At 34.7% G+C, this 22,602-nt stretch carries 24 protein-coding genes and 1 pseudogene; 14 read left to right on the top strand and 11 right to left on the bottom strand.

Annotation, left to right across the window (positions count from 1 at the left end):
• Positions 1 to 25 precede the first annotated feature (25 nt).
• Positions 26 to 556, top strand: a complete 531-nt coding sequence (lepB, locus tag ACFQ18_RS04785) for a signal peptidase I (RefSeq protein WP_225344201.1) — start codon at positions 26 to 28, stop codon at positions 554 to 556.
• 410 nt (positions 557 to 966) lie between these two features.
• Positions 967 to 1,080: a YjcZ family sporulation protein gene (locus ACFQ18_RS04780; protein WP_083452656.1), complete on the top strand. Its 114-nt coding sequence runs from the start codon at positions 967 to 969 to the stop codon at positions 1,078 to 1,080.
• 49 nt (positions 1,081 to 1,129) lie between these two features.
• On the opposite strand, the gene ACFQ18_RS04775 is transcribed toward ACFQ18_RS04780, so the two are convergent.
• From ACFQ18_RS04775 to ACFQ18_RS04765, 3 genes are all read right to left on the bottom strand, one after another.
• On the bottom strand, positions 1,130 to 2,494 hold the full coding sequence (locus ACFQ18_RS04775) for a TrkH family potassium uptake protein (protein ID WP_047185459.1): 1,365 nt from the start codon (positions 2,492 to 2,494) through the stop codon (positions 1,130 to 1,132).
• A gap of 17 nt (positions 2,495 to 2,511) precedes the next feature.
• On the bottom strand, positions 2,512 to 2,829 hold the full coding sequence (locus tag ACFQ18_RS04770; RefSeq protein ID WP_204797830.1) for a YwpF family protein: 318 nt from the start codon (positions 2,827 to 2,829) through the stop codon (positions 2,512 to 2,514).
• A gap of 163 nt (positions 2,830 to 2,992) precedes the next feature.
• A complete protein-coding gene (locus ACFQ18_RS04765) occupies positions 2,993 to 3,448 on the bottom strand; it encodes a hypothetical protein (protein WP_204797831.1) in 456 nt (151 codons plus the stop codon).
• A gap of 147 nt (positions 3,449 to 3,595) precedes the next feature.
• Between ACFQ18_RS04765 and ACFQ18_RS04760 the strand changes: the two genes are divergently transcribed.
• From ACFQ18_RS04760 to ACFQ18_RS04730, 7 genes are all read left to right on the top strand, one after another.
• Positions 3,596 to 3,799 carry a DUF1657 domain-containing protein gene (locus ACFQ18_RS04760; RefSeq protein WP_047185457.1) on the top strand — a complete coding sequence of 68 codons (204 nt, stop codon included), beginning with the start codon at positions 3,596 to 3,598 and terminating at the stop codon, positions 3,797 to 3,799.
• 71 nt (positions 3,800 to 3,870) lie between these two features.
• Entirely contained in the window at positions 3,871 to 4,338 is a 468-nt protein-coding gene (locus tag ACFQ18_RS04755) for a hypothetical protein (protein WP_047185464.1), read from the top strand.
• A gap of 35 nt (positions 4,339 to 4,373) precedes the next feature.
• Positions 4,374 to 4,853: a stage V sporulation protein AC gene (gene spoVAC, locus ACFQ18_RS04750; protein ID WP_047185456.1), complete on the top strand. Its 480-nt coding sequence runs from the start codon at positions 4,374 to 4,376 to the stop codon at positions 4,851 to 4,853.
• Positions 4,853 to 5,869 carry a stage V sporulation protein AD gene (gene spoVAD, locus ACFQ18_RS04745; RefSeq protein ID WP_060669348.1) on the top strand — a complete coding sequence of 339 codons (1,017 nt, stop codon included), beginning with the start codon at positions 4,853 to 4,855 and terminating at the stop codon, positions 5,867 to 5,869. Before spoVAC ends, spoVAD begins: the two co-directional genes overlap by 1 nt.
• Positions 5,866 to 6,216 (top strand): stage V sporulation protein AE, encoded by a 351-nt coding sequence (spoVAE, locus tag ACFQ18_RS04740; RefSeq protein WP_047185454.1) that lies wholly within the window; start codon positions 5,866 to 5,868, stop codon positions 6,214 to 6,216. Before spoVAD ends, spoVAE begins: the two co-directional genes overlap by 4 nt.
• Before the next feature lie 31 nt (positions 6,217 to 6,247).
• A complete protein-coding gene (locus tag ACFQ18_RS04735; RefSeq protein WP_047185453.1) occupies positions 6,248 to 6,451 on the top strand; it encodes a DUF1657 domain-containing protein in 204 nt (67 codons plus the stop codon).
• A 28-nt stretch (positions 6,452 to 6,479) separates the two neighbouring features.
• Positions 6,480 to 7,346 (top strand): DUF421 domain-containing protein, encoded by an 867-nt coding sequence (locus ACFQ18_RS04730; RefSeq protein WP_204797832.1) that lies wholly within the window; start codon positions 6,480 to 6,482, stop codon positions 7,344 to 7,346.
• Between the two features lie 351 nt (positions 7,347 to 7,697).
• Here the strand turns inward: ACFQ18_RS04730 and ACFQ18_RS04725 are convergent.
• The 6 genes and pseudogenes from ACFQ18_RS04725 to ACFQ18_RS04700 all read right to left on the bottom strand — a co-directional run bounded on the left by ACFQ18_RS04725 (position 7,698) and on the right by ACFQ18_RS04700 (position 17,533).
• Positions 7,698 to 9,070 (bottom strand): annotated as a pseudogene (locus ACFQ18_RS04725) (Glu/Leu/Phe/Val family dehydrogenase).
• A gap of 52 nt (positions 9,071 to 9,122) precedes the next feature.
• Positions 9,123 to 10,541 (bottom strand): hypothetical protein, encoded by a 1,419-nt coding sequence (locus ACFQ18_RS04720; protein ID WP_047185450.1) that lies wholly within the window; start codon positions 10,539 to 10,541, stop codon positions 9,123 to 9,125.
• Positions 10,542 to 10,676: 135 nt separating this feature from the next.
• Positions 10,677 to 11,543, bottom strand: a complete 867-nt coding sequence (locus ACFQ18_RS04715; protein WP_047185449.1) for a VanW family protein — start codon at positions 11,541 to 11,543, stop codon at positions 10,677 to 10,679.
• Between the two features lie 310 nt (positions 11,544 to 11,853).
• Complete coding sequence (locus ACFQ18_RS04710; RefSeq protein WP_047185448.1) at positions 11,854 to 13,062, bottom strand: NAD(P)/FAD-dependent oxidoreductase; 1,209 nt, start codon at positions 13,060 to 13,062, stop codon at positions 11,854 to 11,856.
• A gap of 432 nt (positions 13,063 to 13,494) precedes the next feature.
• Positions 13,495 to 14,985: a vWA domain-containing protein gene (locus ACFQ18_RS04705; protein ID WP_204797833.1), complete on the bottom strand. Its 1,491-nt coding sequence runs from the start codon at positions 14,983 to 14,985 to the stop codon at positions 13,495 to 13,497.
• 391 nt (positions 14,986 to 15,376) lie between these two features.
• A complete protein-coding gene (locus ACFQ18_RS04700) occupies positions 15,377 to 17,533 on the bottom strand; it encodes a type IA DNA topoisomerase (RefSeq protein WP_204797834.1) in 2,157 nt (718 codons plus the stop codon).
• A 269-nt stretch (positions 17,534 to 17,802) separates the two neighbouring features.
• Here ACFQ18_RS04700 and ACFQ18_RS04695 point away from each other — a divergent pair, with 269 nt between their 5' ends.
• Together ACFQ18_RS04695 and ACFQ18_RS04690 are read left to right on the top strand one after the other, a co-directional pair.
• Positions 17,803 to 18,582: a 2-keto-4-pentenoate hydratase gene (locus ACFQ18_RS04695; RefSeq protein ID WP_204797835.1), complete on the top strand. Its 780-nt coding sequence runs from the start codon at positions 17,803 to 17,805 to the stop codon at positions 18,580 to 18,582.
• Positions 18,583 to 18,810: 228 nt separating this feature from the next.
• On the top strand, positions 18,811 to 18,915 hold the full coding sequence (locus tag ACFQ18_RS04690) for a YjcZ family sporulation protein (protein WP_047185443.1): 105 nt from the start codon (positions 18,811 to 18,813) through the stop codon (positions 18,913 to 18,915).
• Between the two features lie 45 nt (positions 18,916 to 18,960).
• Here ACFQ18_RS04690 and ACFQ18_RS04685 read toward each other — a convergent pair whose 3' ends face one another.
• Positions 18,961 to 19,395, bottom strand: a complete 435-nt coding sequence (locus ACFQ18_RS04685; protein ID WP_060668372.1) for a CBS domain-containing protein — start codon at positions 19,393 to 19,395, stop codon at positions 18,961 to 18,963.
• A 265-nt stretch (positions 19,396 to 19,660) separates the two neighbouring features.
• On the opposite strand from ACFQ18_RS04685, the gene ACFQ18_RS04680 reads away from it, so the two are divergent.
• From ACFQ18_RS04680 to ACFQ18_RS04670, 3 genes are all read left to right on the top strand, one after another.
• Positions 19,661 to 20,914 (top strand): DNA polymerase IV, encoded by a 1,254-nt coding sequence (locus ACFQ18_RS04680; protein WP_145523553.1) that lies wholly within the window; start codon positions 19,661 to 19,663, stop codon positions 20,912 to 20,914.
• A gap of 170 nt (positions 20,915 to 21,084) precedes the next feature.
• Positions 21,085 to 21,510, top strand: a complete 426-nt coding sequence (locus ACFQ18_RS04675) for a DUF1801 domain-containing protein (protein ID WP_060668371.1) — start codon at positions 21,085 to 21,087, stop codon at positions 21,508 to 21,510.
• A 116-nt stretch (positions 21,511 to 21,626) separates the two neighbouring features.
• The gene (locus ACFQ18_RS04670; RefSeq protein ID WP_204797836.1) at positions 21,627 to 21,872 is read left to right on the top strand and encodes a DUF1450 domain-containing protein; all 246 of its coding nucleotides are present in this window, start codon (positions 21,627 to 21,629) and stop codon (positions 21,870 to 21,872) included.
• A 309-nt stretch (positions 21,873 to 22,181) separates the two neighbouring features.
• Here ACFQ18_RS04670 and ACFQ18_RS04665 read toward each other — a convergent pair whose 3' ends face one another.
• On the bottom strand, positions 22,182 to 22,568 hold the full coding sequence (locus ACFQ18_RS04665) for an ectoine synthase (RefSeq protein ID WP_047185438.1): 387 nt from the start codon (positions 22,566 to 22,568) through the stop codon (positions 22,182 to 22,184).
• Positions 22,569 to 22,602 lie beyond the last annotated feature (34 nt).

Raw genomic sequence — 22,602 nt, 5'->3', positions numbered from 1 at the left:
CATGTAGTTGGAAGGAATGTACGTTTTGAAGAATAAAAGTAAAAAGCAAAAAAATGAATGGATTGAATGGTTAAAGGCGATTGTAATTGCAATCATAATCGCATTTTTTTTACGTACTTTCATTTTCGCCACTTCTATCGTGGAAGGGGAAAGTATGGATCCCACCTTAGAAGATGGAGAAAGGGTTATTTTTAATAAACTTATCTATTTAATAGATGAACCTAGTCGTGGAGATATCGTAATAATTCAAAGACCTACGAAAAATTATGTGAAACGAGTCATAGGATTACCTGGAGAAACGATTGAAATCAATGAAGGTGAACTATATATTAATGGTGAAAGATACAACCAAACATTTTTATCTGAGGAAGCCAGACTTCAGACAAATAATTTTGGTCCAGAGACCATACCGGAAGACAGTTACTTTGTAATGGGGGATAATCGTGCAATAAGTAAAGATAGTAGAAACGGATTAGGATTAATCCAAGAAAGTGAGATAATCGGTAAGTCAGAGATTATCATTTATCCCTTTAGCGAATGGAAAAGAACGAGGTAAATAATTAGAATTAATGGAAGGAATAGTTTTCGACTATCCCTTCCTAATCATTTATTTTTCATGATCTAAAATACAATAACCAATATTTAATGCTAGTATTCCAAAACAAACTACACCAAATAGAACTTCTAAGCCACCCATTTATGTTGCACCCCTTTCAACAATTGTAGAAATAGTACTAACTATCTTCTAACCCAATCATATACTATTTCCTTACACTAAATAAAGTAAAAAATATTTTTCATTACTATTCAATCCCTTATTTAAATTGTAATAGTCTTCTTAAAAATTTTCCATTTATTTTAAAAAATGTTTCGGCCTCTTTAAGGTTTACAAAAAATTAGGCAAACGTCCAGACAATTTCAGTTATGGGTCATATAGTATATTGAAACATTTTAGGAGGTGTTGGCATGAGCTATTGTGGAGGCTATGGTTACGGCTATGGTGGATATGGTTCTAACTTTGCGCTAATTGTTGTGCTTTTCATTCTTTTAATAATCGTTGGCGCAGCATTTTACTGCTAAATCCTATAAACGATAAGCTTGTGCTATTTGCACAAGCTTATTATTTTAATCATCCTATAGTGATTCTTTCTTTAGGGTAGCGGAAGGTTCTGTTCTTCTTATTGGATTTAAACATAATTAGAAATGTAAAAATCCCAACCCTACCAATAAGCATTAATACCATAAGAATAATCTTAGTCGTTGTACTTAAATCAGGTGTAATCCCCATCGATAAGCCAACCGTACCAAATGCCGAAGTGACTTCAAAAATGATTTGGATCAACGAATATGGTTCCAGCTTTGAAATTACTAGTACGGATAGGAAACTAATAAACCCCGCCATAATTGTTACGGTTATTGCTTTAGACAAATCCTCTTCATAAATCTCCCTATTAAAAATTCGTATATTTTTTTCACCACGTACGGAAGCAATAATATAGATAATTACTAACGCAAATGTCGTCGTTCGAATACCACCGCCAGCACTACTTGGTGAAGCCCCGATAAACATTAAAAAGGACATAAAAAGCTGGCTTTCTTCCGTAAGGGAACTTACATCCATTGTAGACAATCCAGCACTTCGTGTTGTTACAGATTGAAAAAGAGAATAAAAAAAGGACTCATGCCAATTTTTATCAGCAAGATAATGGTTCATATCCAATAAATATATTCCAACTGCTCCCACTACAACTAAAATAAAAAATGTTATTGTCGTAATTTTCGTGAACAGACTAAATCTTTGAGTTTTTCTATGCTCTTTTTTCGCAAAAATGTATTTCTTAACTTCAATTAAAACAGGGAAACCTATCGCCCCTAGAATAATTAGTAACATATTAATAAATTGAACAAAGTAATCATGGTTATACGGTATAAGTGATGAACCAGTTAAATCAAATCCACCATTCGTTATCGCGCTTACCGTCCCAAAATAACCATGAAAAAAAGCTTCTTTAGGAGATGGAAAGTATTGTAAGAAATAAGTACCTAGAACTAAAAAAGCAATCAACTCAATGATAAGTAATACATAAATGATTTGTTTGATAAGACGTACCATTCCTTGGAAACTTGTTTGATTTTGGTCTGTCATAATTAATCTGCGTTCTTTTAATCCAATTTTTTTCCCAATTAATAACCAAATAAGTGTTCCAATAGCCATAATACCAACGGCACCCAACTGTAAAATACCTGTTAGTATAAAAATACCTGTTACACTTAATGAATCTACTATGGATATAGTGCTTAGACCTGTTACACTAACTGCACTGACCGCAACAAATAAAACATCAATGAGCGGAATATGAACCCCATCCTTATGGGATATCGGTAAAGATAATAAAATTGTTGCAATGATCACAGTTAATATGTAATAGGTAATCAATATTTGTACCGGTGTAAGTTTATTAATCCAATGAAAACGACTGTGATGTAATTTCATGATATGCTCCTAGCCCTTTATTTTTTCTTTTCCAAATTCCCTTTAAACAATACATTGATATTTTCACCAATTTCATTAATCCCAATAATTTTTGATTTAAAAAGGACAGGTTCATTATCTGTTTTACTTATTTTTACCTTTAACAAGAGCTCTTCTATGTTCATTATTTTTTCAAAATAGGTGGTATAGTCTTTACTTACAAAAGCTTCAATTAACCACTGATTTGGATAATAATCATCTTCCTTATTTATAATAAGGCCATCTAATAATTTTATTTCCTTTTGCTCTAGATTATTTGGTAGAACGAATAACATTTTTAACTTAAATGTCTTCATTAGAATTCATCATCTCCAGTTACTTCTTTAATAGTTAAAGTCTACCAAAATTTATTTGAATTACAACAGATAAATTATTTTAAGAAAAAATATATTAAAGAAGACTTTTTAGTGAGGTCCTCCATCTCCATTAAAAAAATTCAGAGAATCCCTCTGAATTTTTTCAGTTAAACATTAATGGTTCCACATGGTCAATATTGACAAGTTTGTTATTTACAAGAAACTTTGCTCTTACATATAAATTACACTCACCCTTTACATCTATTGGAGATAAAATTTTTGACTCTTGATAATAAATATTACCTTTATTCAGCTTCTTTTGAATTAAACTTCCTGTAAAATCATGGTTTTTATCAAGCAAAGAAACAGAAATTAATGGGGTTTGATGTAAAATTTCCACCGCACCTTCTCCTATGTATTGCAGGGAGTGATGTACTTCTATACCACTCTTTTCCCTTTCCACTTTCATATGTATAACAAAGTCATTGGCCTTTTTTTCGATTACTTTTTCTTTCTCTAAAACCCCTTCTTCTTCCCCATATAGAGAAATTAGCATGAAAATTGAAATAAATATAAGAAAACAAATAACCCCTATCTTTTTCAACCCTATTGTCCCCACCTACTTTCCCCTATCTTAATACGATTGAAAAGACAAAATGTTTCATTTTTTTATTTTAACATGGTTCAGAAGGAAAAATGTAGAAGTATATTTCAATAACATATAACAAAAACTACACTTGATAATTTTTTAAAGGAGAGGATCCCTTTGACTGTAGGAACTCAAGTTAAACAAACAATTGCTGGTTTGAAAAGTGCTCAAGCAAGTTTTGAACAATTTGCATTACAAACAGATAATAAACAAGCCAAACAGATTTATCAGGCTGCAGCCCAACAAACTCAGGCTATTGTAGATAGTGTACAACCTAGGATGCAACAGATTGAACAAGAAGAACCTCAATATAAACAATAAACTCAATTTATATTAAAAGGGGCTGGATGTTACCAGCCTCTTACATATTCTTGAAAAAAGGACTGAAGAAAATGAAAAAAATTTATAAAACGATTTTTATTATAATAACTTGTTTTATTCTTTTTGGATGTCAAAATAACTCTCCTGTAAAAAATACCAATAACCATGATCAAAAAGTAGAGGTTAAAAATATTTCTTCAAGCCAAATGATAGATCAAGAACCTTCTAATGAAGCAAAAGAAATATTAAAAAAACATAATGAAGTTACTGGGATAAAAGCTGCAAATACTGATAAAGATTTAATTATTGCAGTAGAAATAGAGCACAATAAACGATTTCAATTAAAGAAAATAAAAAAAGAGTTAACAAAAGAAGTAAAAAAACATTTTAAAGACTTTCATGTTGAACTTACGGTAGATAAGAAAATATTTTTGGAATTAGATGAACTGGAAAAGAAAATCGAATCGGATAAAATCGAACCAACTAAATTAAATAAAGAGATTGATCGTATTACTAAATTATCTAAAGAGAAAACATAATAAGAAAAGAAAATCTTTAAGAAAGAGGGATTAAATTGTCTGATAAGAAGAAAAAAAAATTACCTCCTCAAGCCCAGGAATATCAATCATTTCAGCAAGATAGGGAAGTAAAGCGGCCTATTTTCAAGAATTGTATAAAAGCCTTTTTAGTCGGAGGAACCATTTGTTTAATAGGACAATGCATAACAACGTTTTATATTTACTTTTTTGATTTTACCGAACAAACAGCAGGAAACCCGACTGTTGCCACGTTAATATTTATTACGATGCTATTAACTGGTTTTGGTGTGTATGATCACATTGGGCAATTTGCCGGTGCAGGTACCGCTGTTCCCGTAACAGGGTTTGGTAATGCTGTTATTTCCTCTGCTATCGAACACCGTACAGAAGGTTTTATATTAGGTGTTGGAGGAAGCATGTTAAAGTTAGCTGGTCCTGTTATCGTTTACGGTGTTTTTTCTGCCTTTATTGTTGCACTGATTAAAACCATTCTTATTCAATGGGGTGGATTATAATGCTCACTGGACATCAAACTTGGATTTTTCATAATAAACCTAGAATTATTGAAACTGGTACGGTTGGCGGACCTTTTGAAGCACAAGGAAATATTCCATATGCCTTTGACATTTTGCATGAAGATATGTGGATTAATCAAGATTCATTTGAAAAGGCGCATCAAGTTTTAATGGAACAAGCTTGTCAAGTTGCTATTAAAAAAAGTTCTATTGAGAAAGAACAGGTCGATTTTTTTATAAGTGGAGACCTTATCAACCAAATTACTCCGACTACATTTGCTGCTCGGACAATGGGACTCCCCTATTTAGGTTTATTTAATGCATGTGCTACTTCTACGGAAAGTTTAGCATTATCCGCTGCCATTATTAATGGGAATGGAGCTAATTATATTCTTAGCGGTACTTCTAGTCACAATGCTTCTGCTGAACGGCAATTTCGCTACCCGACAGAATACGGAGGACAAAAGCCACCTACAGCACAGTGGACCGTGACAGGAGCAGGATGTGCATTAGTTGCAAAAGAAGGAAATGGTCCTATTATTACATCAGCGACCATTGGTAAAGTAGTCGATTTAGGAATGACAGATCCATTTAATATGGGTGGAGCCATGGTACCTGCTGCAGTCGATACAATTGAAACACATTTGAAGGAAAGAAATATTGATCATTCTTATTATGATCTTATCATTACGGGAGATTTGGCTCGTATCGGGAGAGAAGTTTCATTGGATCTTCTTCATAAAAGAGGAATTAATATTCCAGAAGAAAAATACGTCGATTGTGGACTAACCATTTATAAAGAGGATCAACCAGTTTTTGCAGGAGGAAGTGGACCTGCTTGTTCGGCAATAGTAGCTTACGGACATTTTGTAAAAATGATTAGAGAAGGAAAAATAAATCGTATTTTAGTAGTAGCTACCGGTGCCCTACATTCGCCACTTAGTGTCAATCAAGGCGATTCCATACCTGGTATCGCACATGCAGTTTCTATCGAGTCAGGAAGTGATGTTTTATGATTTTCCTTTGGTCATTTATTATCGGGGGACTTATTTGTGTGATTGGACAAATTATGTTTGATGCATTTAAATTAAGTCCCGCACATACTTTAACTACCCTTGTTGTAATCGGTGCTGTTTTAGATGGGATTGGCTTATACGAACCTCTAATTGATTTTGCTGGAGCAGGCGCGACAGTTCCAATTACAAGTTTTGGTAATAGCTTGGTTCACGGTGCTATGGAAGAAGCTGAGAAGCACGGATTAATCGGTGTCGTAACAGGAATGTTTGAAGTTACAAGCTCAGGTATATCTGCAGCAATAATATTTGGAGTTATTGGTGCATTACTATTTCGTCCAAAAGGCTAGATTTATTATTTTTTAAGGGGAGTATTCATTTATGACAGTAGGTTCAGAAGTAAAAGGATGTTATGCATCTGTTAAAAATATAGAAGCAACACTTCAAATTCTTGCAAATAAAGCACAGGATGTAGATTCCCAACAAGCATTTAATGAAGCACAGCAAATCATTTCTGAAGTTAAAGAAAGTTTGAACCAGCAAGTAATTCACCTCACACGTGAAGAACCACAATACAATAAGTAATTATAAAAGGAAAGGATAGAAACGTCATATGCCGGATTTTCCTGAATGGTTAGAGGTTATATTAAGGTCGCTTATTCTTATGATTGTTTTATTCACGATTACGAAAATACTTGGATCAAAACAATTATCCCAAATGAATGTTTTTGAATATGTAACAGGTGTCGTGTTAGGTGGAATTGTTGCTATTCATACATTTGATCCTAATTCTCATATTATTTATGCCATTATCGCAATGCTTATTTGGTTTTTTGTTCCATTTGCAGCTCAAAAAATTGCATTAAAAAGTAAATCCTTCCGAAATTTTGTGGAAGGAAAAAGCACGGTTTTTATTCAGGATGGCAAGATAATGGAGGATAACTTAAAAAAACAAGGCTATTCTACAGATGATTTGCTTGAAAAACTTCGACAAAGAGATGTATTTCTCGCTGATGACGTGGAATTTGCCGTATTGGAGCCCGATGGAACTCTAAATGTCTTGCCAAAAAGAGAAAATCGTCCATTAACAGCCAAGGATCTAGGTATAAAATTAGCACCTCAAAAGGAACCCCAAACGGTTATTATGGACGGGAAAGTATTATATGAGTCTTTAGCTAATTTAAACTTAAATTTGGCATGGCTTGAAACGGAATTAGAAAAACTCAACATAAGCATTGAAAATGTATTTCTCGGCCAAGCAGATACAGATGGACAACTGTATGTTGATTTATTTGATGATACAATTGCAGTGCCAACTCCAAATGAAAAACCATTATTATTAGCCACCATGAAAAAGTGTCAAGCAGATTTGGAATTGTTTGCTTTGGCTACTGAAAATCCGCAATCTAAAACATTGTATCAAACGAATAGTAAAAAATTACAAACTGCTATAGATAAAATCGAAAAATATTTGAATTAAACGGGCAGTTGATCTTCCACCTACCTCCTTTGTTTCTCTAGAAGCTTGAACCGCCCTTAGATGGGATGAATACAATGTGGAGAGCATCCATCGTGTCTCTCCACTTTCTATATTAATCATAGAAATGAATTGCTACTTTCCCAATTCCCTGGCATTTTTTGTAAATATTCCATACCATCGTCTCCCTTACATGTTTATATATATATGTATCTATTCAAACTATCAGCCTTTAATACCACTTCTAGTACCTAACCAATAGGGCCTTTCATTTCCGTAACTTAGCATTGGCAAATATCATCAATTCAGAATCTTTTATAAAAACAGCCCCATAATGGAACTGTTTTGGAATGCTTAATATAACTTTCCTTGTTTGTAAAGTACAATGGATAATTTCATTACGGCTTGAATATAACAATTTTCTCTTAAGGAAAAATGATCACTAAAATATTTGGGATAAACAATCTCGAAGGTCTTTTTCATTTTCTCAAATAATTGGTTATTTACTTCATCTTCCGTGTAAAATTTTCTTCCTTGCATCCATTCAAAGTAAGAAACAATAACACCACCAGCGTTTGCTAAAATATCAGGGATAATAATTTTTTCTTCTTATTTAGAAAAAGATCCGCTTTACCCGTTATAGGTGAATTTGCTCCTTCAACGATTACCTTTGTCTTGATATTATTCATATTGTTAATATGAATTTGATCTTCAAGTGCAGCTAAAAAGAGGACATCTACATCTAATGTCAACAAGTCATCCCGAGGCATTATTTTAGCTGATATATTTGCTTTTTCTAATTCCTTCTCATTCTTTGGAAGATCCCCATAATTTCCTTGCGTATAGTTTATTAATTTAGTTATATCCAATCCATCAGAATGAAACAACGTAACATTTCGATCGCTTATAGCAATAATTTTATTTTCTAAATACTGACATCTAAAAGCTTCAGAAGCGATAATGGATCCTACATTTCCGAAACCTTGAATGGCTATGTTTAATGGCTTATTTTTTAAAGCTATAAGTTTGTTAGCATATTGATTATTTTGACTCCCAAGCCAATCTTTATTTTGATTTAAAAAGTCATACAACATGTAGCGAAAAGAGTAATACACGCCTTTACCAGTTGCTGTCTTTCTTCCAAGTGAGCCGCCATTTACAATACTTTTCCCTGTAAAGCTTCCAAGATAACTTTCACCCGGATGAATACTTTTATATTCTGCCATCATCCAATCCATTTCTCTTTCACTAGTACCCATATCCGGAGCCGGAATATCTTTGTCAGGTCCAATAATATCACTAAAATAACGAACATACTTTTTGCAAATTAAATTAAGTTCTTCGTTTTCAAAATTTCTGGGATTAATTATTACTCCACCTTTTGCTCCCCCAAAAGGAACATCATGGACAGCATTTTTCAACGTCATTAAGGTTGCTAAATTTATTACTTCATCTTCATTTACTGTCTCATGAAATCGAATACCGCCCTTGTAAGCTCCTAAAATATTATTATGTTGAACACGGAAAGCAGGTATTCGAACTATTTCTCCATTGTTTAATGGCAATCTTAAAAACGATTTATACACATGATTTGGCGTTGAAAGAATAGAACGAATGGACCGTAATGCTTTTTCCCTCTCTTCATTCTGTAATTCCGGCAAAAAAGTACTATCCTCAAATAAAGCATCAAGTGATTCATGAACAATGGATCCCGTATTTTTTGTCATTTTCCACTCTCCTATTAGTCTTGTTAACATTTATATGTTTCAAAGGATTAGATTATCCTAATAGGAATACAGCTATAGCTGTTGAAACAATCAAGCCAATAATTACTGGTAAAAAGTTTTTCCGTACTAAATCCATTACGGAAACTCCGCATAGTCCCGCTATAGCAATTAAAGATGACCATGCTATGATGGTTCCTCCTCCAGTCCAGATTGCACCCATTTGACCAATTGCTGCTAATGTTGTTGCATCGATAGAACCATTCTCCAAACTTGCTGCAAGCGCACCAGTTAATGGTAAACCAGAAAAACCAGATCCATCTAGCCCAGTAATAATACCTATAATTAAGATACTAAACCCAGCAAAAAATGCACTCTGTGGTAGGAATTCTTGCGTGGCTTCAACTAATCCAAATAATAAAGAAGGCCCATTTTCCACTCCCAATATAGCTCCGGAAAAGTCCCCACTACCTAGAAAGAAGAAACCTGCAATCGGGATGACAGGCCCCATCGCTTTGAATGCAAATACGAAACCGTCCGTAATATGATTACTAATATAATTTAATGCTTCTGATTTACCGAAAGCAAGAGTTGACATTAGCAATAAAATAGCAGCTACACCACCAACAAAAGCAGCTCCATCTCCTCCTACTAATCCTCCATTACCGGAAGAAAGCTTATTCACTAACATAACAATAAGCACTAAGAGAAGAGCAATTGGTACAAATATTGCAAAAACCTTACTCCATAATTTAAGATTCACAGTCTTAGCCACATTTTTTGTTTCGTCCGATGTTTGCAAATTTCTTAATTCATTTTGAATATTTTCATTGTCCTTCGATCGGATTTGTTTTCTATAGAAAAGATAAGCTAATCCTAATGCTAAAACTCCAGAAATTAGCGATAAAATAAGAGCTTTATCCGCAACTATGGATGTATCTAATCCGCCAGATGCAGCCGAGAGACTTGGGGCAACTTGAACAATATAGTCAGAAGATAAGGCCATTCCCTGTCCTGCTATGGCAATAGATACTGCAGCAATAATTGCTGGTAATCCCGCACGAACTGCTGCCGGTACTAATAATGCACAGATTAACGGGACAGCCGGAGTTGGCCAAAAGAATAAGGATATGACATAAGTGACAACCGCCAACACAAAGAAAGAAACATGACCATTGACCATTAATTTTTGAATGGGCTGAATCATTCGTTTATCCGCACCTAAATCCCGTAGTGAATTAAGGAGTGCAAGCATGAACATAATAATTAAGAAAATGTTAAATAACTCTTGAGCTGCAACTAAATTGGCTTGGAAAATGGCTTTAAATCCACCAATGATGTCCCCCGTAAAAACCCATGCAATAATAAAGGTTCCTAAAATCGTTGGTAAAACAACGCCTTTTCTAAATATCATGGTAACGATAATAACTATCGTAAATATACCGTATAGCCAGTGAGCTAAAGTTAAATCCATTTAATCCCCTTCCTTTCCTTAATGTGCTATAGCCTATGCGTAAATAAATCAAAACGCTACAGTCCAATAAGGAAGGAAATCATGTTTAACAAAAAAAGAACAACCAGTGTAAACAACTAGATGTTCTTTCTCCATTTAATTGCCTGTAAAGTTTTCTGCAGACTCTGTAGAATATATCGTTACAATCATTTGACCGTTGCTAGCCTTCGCACGGATTAGAATAGGATCATTATATAAATTTTTAAATACAAAATCTGGTCCCCACCAACTTACGGTAGCATCTCTTCCAGGCGGAACATATGGTACTCTCTTACTATGAGCATAACGTTCAACTATTTGTATACCTTTTAAATCAACAGCATTAAAAAGTGTGGAAGATACTTGGCAAATTCCCCCTCCAATATCCTCCGATAATTCTCCTCTCACAATGACAGGTGCACGTTTATACCCTTTCTCTTTTGTTCGCTCACCAACAATGTCATTAAAGGAAAAAGTCTCTCCTGGAAAAACAACAATATTATCAATTGCCTCTGTAGCCAATGAAATATTATGAGACCTTTCTTTATTACTACTACTAAATGAAGTAACGTAGCTTCCTAACTTTTTTGCACTAATTTCCTTTAGTAACCCACTATCCACTTTAGGATATATTTCTCTTAAAGGAACTTTAAACTTTTTATCGGTAGAACTATAATAATGAGTAAGAAAATTCTCCAGAAACTTATTTCTATCCAACGTTAGCCCATACTTCCCCTCGATTATTTCATTGCTTTTCCCAAATTTTGCATTCGTTGGTTCTTTATAAACTTTAGACTCTAAGTTCTCCATTAATAATTCCAGTTTATTCATATCCAAAAAAATAGAATCAAAGTTAGTCAATTCATACTGATGAATTTCCGCTTTTTCTAACCATATTTCATTATTCTTTTTTAACTCAAAGTCTTCTGAATCCGATGCGACAGGATGACCAACTAAAGCAAAAATAAAAGCTAAAAACAACATCTTTTTCACCTCACATTTATTATGAGGCAAAATAACAGAAACATGTAAAAAGAAAAACGCAATCGCCCATTTAGCACCGTATGGAGTGAGTCTTCGTAAAAAAAGCCACTTAGCTAAATTAGCTAAATGGCTTTATTCCTAATAGAAGTCTCTTTTGTCTTCTAAACAATCACTTGCTACTCTATACCCTACCAATGCAACAAGCACAAGTAATATACCGTATAAGAAGTTTTTCATTTAAAAATTACCTCCCCTTTTAGAGCAATACTTTTTTAAACTTTATACCATCAAACAATTGTCTACCTTCTTATTAAAAAGGACGGAATTTACCTTTTTTCACTACTGTTTTTGCTCCACCGACTAGGAACAATGTACGGTCATCAACGACTTTCTTCATAGCTGCAGCAGATTTACCTTTTATTTTAGTTCCTTGGAAGATATTTCCGATTCCATCAGTCAAACCAAGTGAAGCAACGGTACCTTTATCACTGAAGACAAAGTCTTTTAACGGTGCATTATGAATTAATGCCGCAATGTTTTCAGCTGCTACAACACCTTCTTGAGTTGCTAATTGGCCAGTTGGAGGATAAGGTCTTCCCGTTTCTTTGTTCATTACCCATGAACAATCTCCTAAAGCAAAGATATCTTCTTCCCCTTGGATACGAAGATCTGCATCAACGTTCACTTTACCTTTCACTAATTCAAAGCCAGATTTACCTAGTACTGGACTACCCGTTACGCCACCAGTCCAAACAACCGTTCCACCTTTGATTAATTCTTTATCTTCACCAACAATGAATCCTTCAGGTGTACATTCAGAAATTGCAGCACCCATACGGAATTCTACACCGCGAGATTCAAGTGATTGAATAGCGTAAGATACTAAATCTTTATCGAACATAGGTAATATAGAAGGAGCTGCTTCCACATTAATAATACGTACTTTGTTACGTGGAATATCATGTTTCTTACATAGTCTTGGTACTTCTTCTACTAGTTCACCAACAAACTCGATTCCAGTGAAACCGCCTCCACCGACTACTATGTTCAAAGCCTCGTCATCAGTGATTTCTCCCGCACTATATTTTGCGAACTGATATTCAATATGCTCTGCAATTAAGCGACTAGAATCTATATCTTGAATGAAGAATGCATTTTCTTCCATTCCTTTAATTCCAAATGTATTTGTTACAAATCCTAATGCGATAACTAGATAATCATAAGTAACTTCGCTATTTTCTAGGACAACGCGTTTTTCATCTTTATTAATTTCAACAACTGTATCGTAAACTAAACGAACACGGTTTGGATTTACTACATCGCTAATCATAAAACGAGCTTGGTTAGGAGTAAGAGTTCCGGCTGCTACTTCATGTAACCAAGTACTTTCGTAGTGATAATTGTGTTTATTAATAAGAACAATTTCTGCTTCTTCTTGTGATAATTTTTTGGTTAGGTGTCTTACTGTAACTAGTCCTGCATAACCAGCACCTAGTACGACCACTTTAGGTTTACTCATTTAAAACATCACCTTTCTTAATCTTTAATATGTACTTTTAGTAAAGTTAAATGTATAAGGTTTCACACATTTATCTCTACGTAACATTAAACCTCTTATACAATAAAAAGTAAAGTATAATCAAGTGAAACTTATCAGAACCCCACTAGCCACCCCATCACAACTCACAATTCTTAATTGAATCGAATTTCTAACTAGGGACTTACAACATAGAACGTGATAAATCTGCCGAGACTACATTTTTTGATGATGGAACTTAGTAGTTAGGGTCCCAAGAGTTGCATTTTAATAAGCCAGCTAGTTAAGATATGATTAATTCACATCTAATATAATACCAAATTTTTCACCAATAGGCTAATAAAGAAGACTTCCATCAGTGGGGGGGTTACACGTGATAAACGAGTGTTTTCTCAGTGAATTTCCAAAAAAAGATTAAAAAACTTGGTGTTCGCTATTAGGTTGAGCGAACGCCAAGTTTTCTAATTGTTGCATTTGTTCTTTCCATTCTTCTACTTGATCTCTAATGTCTTTCGCTTCTTGATCGATTTCCTCAAGTTTATTTGTACGAAATTCACTGATAATATCTAACTTATTACGATATTCTTCAATAATGAGCTCAGACACTTGATCAACAATTGATTGATCAACGAATTTTTCCAAACTTAGAATTTGAACGGCTTGGTCATATCTTGATTTTTCCGTTTTAATAACTTCTCTAATTTGGTTTAAGTCCTCATCAAATCGATTATATTCATCTAATATTTCCCATGGCCCTGGTGCTTTGGTATGAGCAAGAGCTAAATCAATGTAGTTTTTTAGCCATTTCTCACCAATTATATTCTTTAACTCTTCTTCATTTTTTACGGAATAGTAGGATCCTTTTCCTAAAATGGAAAGTTCCTTCAGCATATCCCCTGCATCTTCATCAACTTCAAGGCCGATAATATGAACGGATCTATCTACATTTTTACTCATAAACGTTTTAATTTCCTTAACTGGATCTCCATTACATGTTTCCGCACCGTTACTTATCACATAAATAGAAACTTCTTCATCTTCCTCTCCGCTAATTTCTTCCGCCTTTTTCAAAGCTTGTGACAACGGAGATTCACCATTACCTTCTATCGTTCTTAATGATTGTTTGAATTGCTCTTCATCAAAGGCCCCCATCGGATACATTTCTTCAACCGCATTACAGGCTTGTACATGATCGGTTTCCGAATTATTATTTTTATGACCGTAGACAATTAAGGAAACCTCATTATTTTGGCCAATTATTTTTGCAAATCGAGTAATAGAATTTTTAATGGTTTCTAATGTTAACTGACCATCTTGCGATAAAAGCATGCTAGATTTTGCATCTAATAGAATGATAGCCTTTCCACGATTAGACTGCACATCATTATTATCTTCCTCACTAACGCTTGGCATAAATGGTTTATCAAATCTTGGCTCAAAATTCTCTGCTCTATTAATTATTTCTTTATAATTAGGGGAACGGAGTAATTGAACGATTTTATTATAAATCTCCGTTGCATCCGCTGTTTCATTAGTTAATTTTTCTAGTTCCTCAATCATTGCTTTTATTTGATTAGAATTTAGTGGTTCAATAGCCGAATTTTCTACTTCAAATTGGGGCGTAGCATCTTGTACTAATGATCCTGATTTTTGTTCTTTCATCTGTTCTAAAGAATTTATTTTAGAAACTGACTCACTTTCTGAGGAAGTCTCTATACCCGGGTCATTCTCATGCTTCTCTTCATTTACTTGTTCATTGCCTTTTTCTTCTTTTACCTCGGTTTGATTATTATTAGTTTCGTTATTTGGATTTTTGATAACGGTATTAACTTTTTCTCCATTGTTACATGCACCTAAGAATAATAAACAGATGATACAGATGGATACCATTTTTTTATTAAACATTTTCTCCCTCCAATAAAGAAGACTTCCGTCAGTGGGGGGTCCTTCATCCCACTGATGATTAGTCGCACTTATCGAACCTTTACGGGCAGTCAGTCCCCCACCTACCTTCTTGGTTTCCCTAGAAGCTTAAGGTGAAAAATCTTACTGTTCGTTTAGGTGGGATAAAATCCCAAAGTCTAATAAGCCTGCAAACTATGTTCTTGTCCAATATTACCTAACTACTAAAAATGTTGCAACCACAGTAATAAGGACTAGTTGTCGAAATAAGTCTAAATATACTAGAAGGATTAAAATTAGATTGAAAAAGAATACATTACTACATTATTATAAGAGAAATGAACAAGCATTATGACTATTTTCTAAAGGTTGAAAATAACCAAGGTCAGCTCCCTTATTTTTTCTTAAATTCCATTTTCCAACTATAGTAATTATTGTCTGCATTTTTCTCATAGCTTAAATACGCATTAAATTTTTTTCCATTTTTACTCGTTAATCCTTTTACATATACTTTATTATTTTTCAGAATTTGCTTTACCATCGTTTTTGTTGGCTTCTTTTTCATCGTTTGTAAAAATTTATCATTCTTCCATATGATAAATTTACATCCATTCTTCCAATTACTACATCCAAATCCTTTATATCCATCAATAATTTCATTTCCACATTCTGGGCATTTACCAAGTACTTCATTAGTCACCTTTTTACTTTTCACTTCATGAATGATTATGTCTTCAGCACTTTTAACTGTTTCTACGGAATTTATGGTAAATTGGAAAACGGTGCTTAAAAATTCCTGTTTACTCGCCTTTCCTTTTTGAATGTCTGAAAGAACTTTTTCCAATCTACCAGTAAAGTCCAAATCAAATAATTCTTGCACAGGAAAAGTTTCTACCAATTTCACACCGAGTTCCGTACAGCTTAAATTTTTCCCAGAATTAGAAATATACCCTACATCTTTTAATTTTTTAATCGTTTCAGCTCTTGTTGCCGGGGTTCCAATGCTAAATCCTTTCAAAATACTGCCAAGAAGTTCGTCACTTTCCTCTTTCAAGTTTTTTCCACATGTCTCCATTACACGAAGAAGTGTTTTCTCTGTATGGGGTTTTGGTGGTTTTGTGACATGATTGGTAACCTCTGAATGTTTTATATGCACCTGTTCATTTAATTGTACATGTGGTAATAAGGTATCTTTTGATTCCATTTTTTCTACCTTTTTCCATCCATCTATAAGTTGTACCCTTCCTTTTGAGTGAAAATCTCCATTCAATGGACTGGAATCAACTTTCATGGTTAAAGTCGTTTCTTCATATTCCGCGACGGGCATAAACTGCATGATAAAACGATTTAATATAGCAGAATAAACGATAGATTCATCTTGTGTCATACGTTTAGGCTTTAGATAAGTAGGAATAATGGCGCTATGACTTTCCACCTTAGCATTGTTAAAAATTCTCTTTGATTTGACAAATTTTATTTCATCTTTATATGGCAAATTTTCTGTATGTACTTTTAAAACTTGAGCGGTCTTTCCTACTAAACTTTCTTCTAGTGCGATGCTTGCTGTCCGCGGATATGTGATTAACTTCTTTTCATAGAGTGATTGTGCTACTTTCAAAACTTTATCAGAGGTCCAACCTTTATATTTATTCGTTATATGTCCTTGTAAATTGGAAAGATTAAATAGAAATGGCGGAAACTCTTTCTTCCTCTGTACTTGTTTATCTACAATAGTAGCTTGTCTACCTAGAAGATTTCTTTGTATTTCTTCTAAATACTCCCTGTCTTTAAACTTATCTTCTTTTTTCTCCCTATAAATTCCTTTATATTCTTCACTATTATTTGTCTGAAAAGTGGCTTCTAATTTAAAGTAGTTTTCTGGGACGAATTTTTCAATTTCTTTATCACGATCATAAATAATCTTTAACGTGGGTAACAATACTCGACCAATATTTAGTGCTTTTCCTCTGCCTTTTTGATATTTCAATGTTGCTACAGAAGTTAAGTTTATTCCAATAACCCAGTCCGCCCATTGTCTACTTATCCCAGCATCTCTTAGGGCTTTCATCGCTTGATTTGGTTTTACTTTTGCCAATCCTTCTATTACTTCATTCGGTGTCCATTCATTTAATAGTAAACGATATACCGGTTTGGACTGTCTTCCCCCACGGTATATAATACTATCGCCTATTAACTGTCCTTCTCGGTCATAGTCACACGCTGAAATAATTGCTTCTACATCTGTTCTATGTATTAATTGATGGATTAGTTTTAATTGTTTATTTGCTCCACTATCTGGTTTTTCTCTATCTCTTGGATTACTTTTCACCTTATATTTAAATTCATTAGGGATAAATGGAAAGTTTTCCATTTTCCAGCGAGCCATTTTGCTATCATAATCCTTTGCATCATAAAGTTCTACTAAGTGACCAAAAGCCCAAGTCACTAAATAGCCATTCCCTTCAAAATAGCCATCTTTTTTCGTCTTTATTTTTAAAGCATCCGCTATATTTTTAGCAACGGATGGTTTTTCTGCGAGTATTAATTTCATAGTATCACCTTATTCTACTATTTATGGGTTTAAAAAGAGAGGAAGTTGGAAGATTCCACGAAGAAATTCAATAAATTTACTTATCATTCTATCATATTTTTAGGTAAGATAATATTTTAGTAGTACTCTTCACGAGGAGAAAGGGATAGATTAAACTATCCCGTAGATTTCAGCTCCATAGATATGTATTTCCATTAACGTCTGAATGAATTTACAGAATTCGTTGATTATACTATCATTATTTTATAACAACAAAGGGGTGTTTCAAAATGAACAACAATATAATAGAAGAAATCGTTACAAAAATTTACCAAGCTCGTGAAACCAAAACTCCAATCGAGTTCATTCGAAATGAGTATACGTTAGATGAAAGTACTGCATATGCTGTTCAAGATGAGTTAATGAAAAGAATTCAAGAAGTACATAACGAAGAAATTGTTGGATATAAAATTAGTATGACAAGTAAAGAAACACAGGCTATAGCAAATACTCATGAACCGGCATACGGAACATTACTCACTTCCAATATTGTCGAATCCGGTAACAATATTTCCTTATCTAATTTATTTGCACCATTAGTTGAGCCAGAATTAGTGTTTATATTAACAGAGGATTTATCCCCTACTGCAACAGAAGAAGAAATTCTTAATAAGAGTAAGATAGCAGCTGGACTTGAGATTCCTGATTCACGCTATATAGATTGGTTCCCTAACTTCTCTTTAGCTGACCTACTTTCCGATGATACAGCAACAGGACTTGTGGTTGTTTCTGAAGGAGTTACTCCACCTTCATTGGATGAATTAGCTAATATTAAAATGGAACTTTTCCACAATGGTGAAAAAATTAGTGAGGGTGTTTCTTCAGCAGTGTTAGATAATCCGGTATCTGCTGTAGCATGGTTAGTTAAAAAGCTTGCTAGTCATAATAAAATACTTAAAAAAGGAATGATGATTTCTTCTGGAACCTTTATTTCACCTTTACCTGTACAAGTTGGTAAATATGAAGTGTCTTACTCCTCCATCGGAAAATTAGAGGTCACCTTCTCATAACAAAGGCGTAAGTGCCCTTACAGGCTAAAAACGCGACGTCCTGACGCAACTCCTGTGCTTCGTAGCAACATACAAACTGCACTCCGCAATAACAGGTGGTCCGATTGCCGGGCGCTTCGGGGACGCGGCCTGGGATAGTGGAAAAACCCCTTTTTATGAGACTAGTTTTCTTGCCCTTACTCTCTTTTGCCTTATCCATATACTATTATTGTAAATGGAGGTGAGATTATGAGTTACAGCGGCGGTTATGGCGGAAGTAGTAGCTTCGCGTTAATTGTAGTTCTATTTATCCTTTTAATTATCGTTGGAACTTCCTATGTTGGTGGTTACTAGTATGTAATAAATACGGGGATGCGACTTCAGCATCCCCGTATTTTTTTATTGTTGTGGGGAAGACGGGGTAGAAATACTTGCTAGCGCTTGTCCAGCTTCATCAGCATGTTGATTCTGAACTGCTAAATCTCCTAATGCTACCATTCCAACTAACTGACCATTTTCCTCAATTGGCAATCGACGAATTTGTTGCTGTGACATTAACTCTGCAGCCTGGTCTGCATCCATATCTGGAGTACCTTTTACCATTTGTTGCGCTGTCATTACCTCGGAAACCGGCGTTTGTGCATTTTGTCCTTGTGCTGTTGTACGTAAAGTGATATCACGATCCGTTACAATCCCTACCATTTGACCTCCACTGTTAACAACAGGTACCGCTCCAATATTGTACTGGCTCATAATAGCAGCTGCCTCTTGTACCGATTGTGATTCATTTACGGTCATTACATGTTGCGTCATCATATTTCTTAATTGTGTCATGTAAGTATTACCTCCTTCATCCTTAGAGTGGTTTAATTTTTCCTAGTTATACCTCCTTTTCATTCATACGTGATAAAGAAGACTTCCATCAGTAGAGGTTTTCCTTCATCCCCCACTGATGGACTTATCGGACCTTTACGGGCAGTAAAACTCCCACCTTAAGCTTCTAGGGATAAAAGTCTTCCGGAATAAATTCCCATTGCTATTTTAAAAAAAGTTACCTAAAATAAGAACATACGTTTCATAACTTTAGGCGGTGAAGATGATGGATTACTCTCCTTATCCTCGAAATGATGTATTATGTATTGATATGCGTTCATTTTATGCTAGTGTAGAAGCAATTAAATTAGGACTGGATCCAATGACTACCTTACTCGCAGTAGTTGGGGATCCTAATCGTTCGGGCAGTATTGTACTGGCTGCTTCTCCAACTTTGAAAAAAAAGTATAGTATTAGCAATGTCAGCCGCTACTTTGAATTGCCGAAAGATCCAGATATTCATATTGTCCCTGCACATATGGCAGATTATCTCCATGTTTCTATTGAAATTACAAAATTAATTAACCAATATGTTCCGAAAGAAGCCATCCATCAATACTCTGTGGATGAAGTTTGGGTTACTGTAAATGGATTGAAAAAGCTTTTCGGTGATCGTTGGGAAGTAGCAAAAAAAATCAAACAAGATATTTTCGATCATTTTGGAATCACTTCTTCTATTGGAATTGGTGATAATAAGTTTCTTGCTAAAGTAGTGATGGATATTCATGGGAAAAAATCCGGGATTGCCGAATGCAAATATGAAGATGTAGAAGAAAAACTTTGGCCCTTTCCTGTTGAAGAAATTTGGGGAATTGGTAGCAGAATGAAACGCAATCTCAATCGAATGGGCATTGTTACTCTCGGTCAACTTGCCAATTATAGTTTAGACCACTTAAAAAGTCGCTTTGGGATTATGGGGGAGCAGTTATACTTTCATGCTTGGGGAATTGATTTAAGTCCCGTATATGGAAACTTTACGAAAACAGAACAAAAAGGGTTTGGTCATGGAATTGCTTTATTACGTGATTATACAAAGGAAGAAATTTCTACATGTATCCTTGATTTATGTGAAGAGGTATGCCGAAGAGCCCGAACTGCTGACAAAGTAGGAAAAACCATTCACCTAGGTATCTCTTATTCCAAAGATACAGGTGGAGGCGGCTTTTCTCGTTCCAAATCAATCGAGATTCCGACAAATGTGACAATGGATGTTCATCATATTTGTATGCAGCTTTTTCATCAATTTTACGATGGTTTTAGTAATATTCGTCATGTCTACGTTACGTTAGATAACCTCTCTAATAAAGCAGAAACCCAACTCGATTTATTTGAGGACCGTTCAAAAAAGACAGATATTGGATATGTCATGGATGCGATTCGTGACAAATATGGTTCTACTGCTATTCTTCGTGCTTCTAGTTATACGGCTGCTGGCGTAACCCTTGAACGTAGTAAAAAAATTGGAGGCCATTTTGCATGATTAGAAACTCGGTATTTGATATACCAAAAATAGACAAACCATTCATGGAGAATTAACATAGTAGATACCATCATTCAAATGGGAAGAAATTTAAGATTCCGCGTCCTCGCAGAAGGTATAGAAAAGAACTAACAAATCTATTAAAAAAATCTGATTAAAGGAGGATTTAAATGTATGAATTAAAGACAAAAGAAAATGATAATAGTGTAATTGAATTTATTGAACAAGTCGAGAATTCAAAAAAACGTGAGGATGCCTATCGTTTACTCGATATCTTCACAGAAACGACCGGATACAAAGCAAAAATGTGGGGAACCAGTATCATTGGCTTCGGATCTTATCATTACAAATATGCAACCGGCCATGAAGGCGATGCACCTTTAGTTGGCTTTTCACCGCGCAAAGCCAATTTTAGTTTATATTTTGCTACCGGAGATACCGAACGGGATGTGTTACTACAGGAATTTGGGAAACATAAAGCGGGGAAATCTTGTGTATATATAAATAAAATCACAGACATTGATGTGGAAGTGTTAAAGAAATTAATCCAACAATCTATTCGATTTCTAAGGGAAATGTATCCCGATACAAAGTAACATCTCTCCAATTCAACTAGTTGTACAAGTCCAAATCATTATGTAAGATAGATGAAGAATTAAAATTTAAAATCCATAATGAAAAAATGTTGGATTGTAAGGAAAGCGTGTTTAATATGGGATTCATCATTATTGAAGTATGTGATTACAATATACTCTCTTCTGAAGAATTAGAGGAAGTATTTAACCGTCCCGAAGTTGCCGTCATGAGTTATGAATGCATGAATTATTGTGGAATGTGTGCAATGAGACCATATGCCATGGTAAACGGAAAACGGGTATTCGGCAAAACAACAGAAGAATGTATTGAAAAGATAAAAAAAGAAGTAGAGAAGGAACTTGAAGAACTTGAAAATCTTTAAAGAGCAAAAGCGGAAGCGCCCGTTTAGCGACGTACGGACTGCGCCTGGCCATGCCAGGTGGTCCGATATTGCCGCGCAAAGCGGCGGTTTTAATCGGACATTCCACTTCCGTAGGAGATAAAGGAAACACGACGAACGAAGTGAGTCGATGTTGACTTATCGCACGGAGGTGAAGGAAGTCTCGCTAGTCGCTGGGCGCTGGAGCTGGACGTGGCCTTCCCTAAGACAGAATTTAATAAGCTCAATTTTTATACTTTTTTACTTCATAGAAAAGAACAGATACACCGTGTACCTGTTCTTTTATATACCCTATTCCGTTAATAGTGGATAGTATCCTTCTTCATTATGCGTTTCCGTCCCTACCAAAGGTGGATTAAATACGCAAATCATTTGCATTCTCTTTCTAACACGTACTATGTGTTTATCATTCTGATCTAATAGATACATCGTATGTGGTTTAAGTTGCCACACTTCCCCTGTCTCTACTTTTTCAATCTCACCCTCACCTTCAATAAGATAAACGGCTTCAATATGGTTTTTATACCAAAAGTAATTTTCTGTTCCAGCTTCAATAACTGTATTCGTTACACTGAAACCTACACCGTCTTTCTTTAAAACAAATCTGCGGCTAGCCCATGTTTCCCCTTTAGTTTCAGCTTCTGTTCCTATAATATCTTCAAGTGATTTTACGATCATATTGTTCATCTCCTTTTCTATTATATATCCTACG

Source organism: Oceanobacillus caeni (assembly GCF_042678465.1).
Taxonomy (GTDB): domain Bacteria; phylum Bacillota; class Bacilli; order Bacillales; family Amphibacillaceae; genus Oceanobacillus; species Oceanobacillus caeni.
Note: the sequence above shows the minus strand (reverse complement) of the source record. Positions and strands in the feature narration are given on the sequence as shown.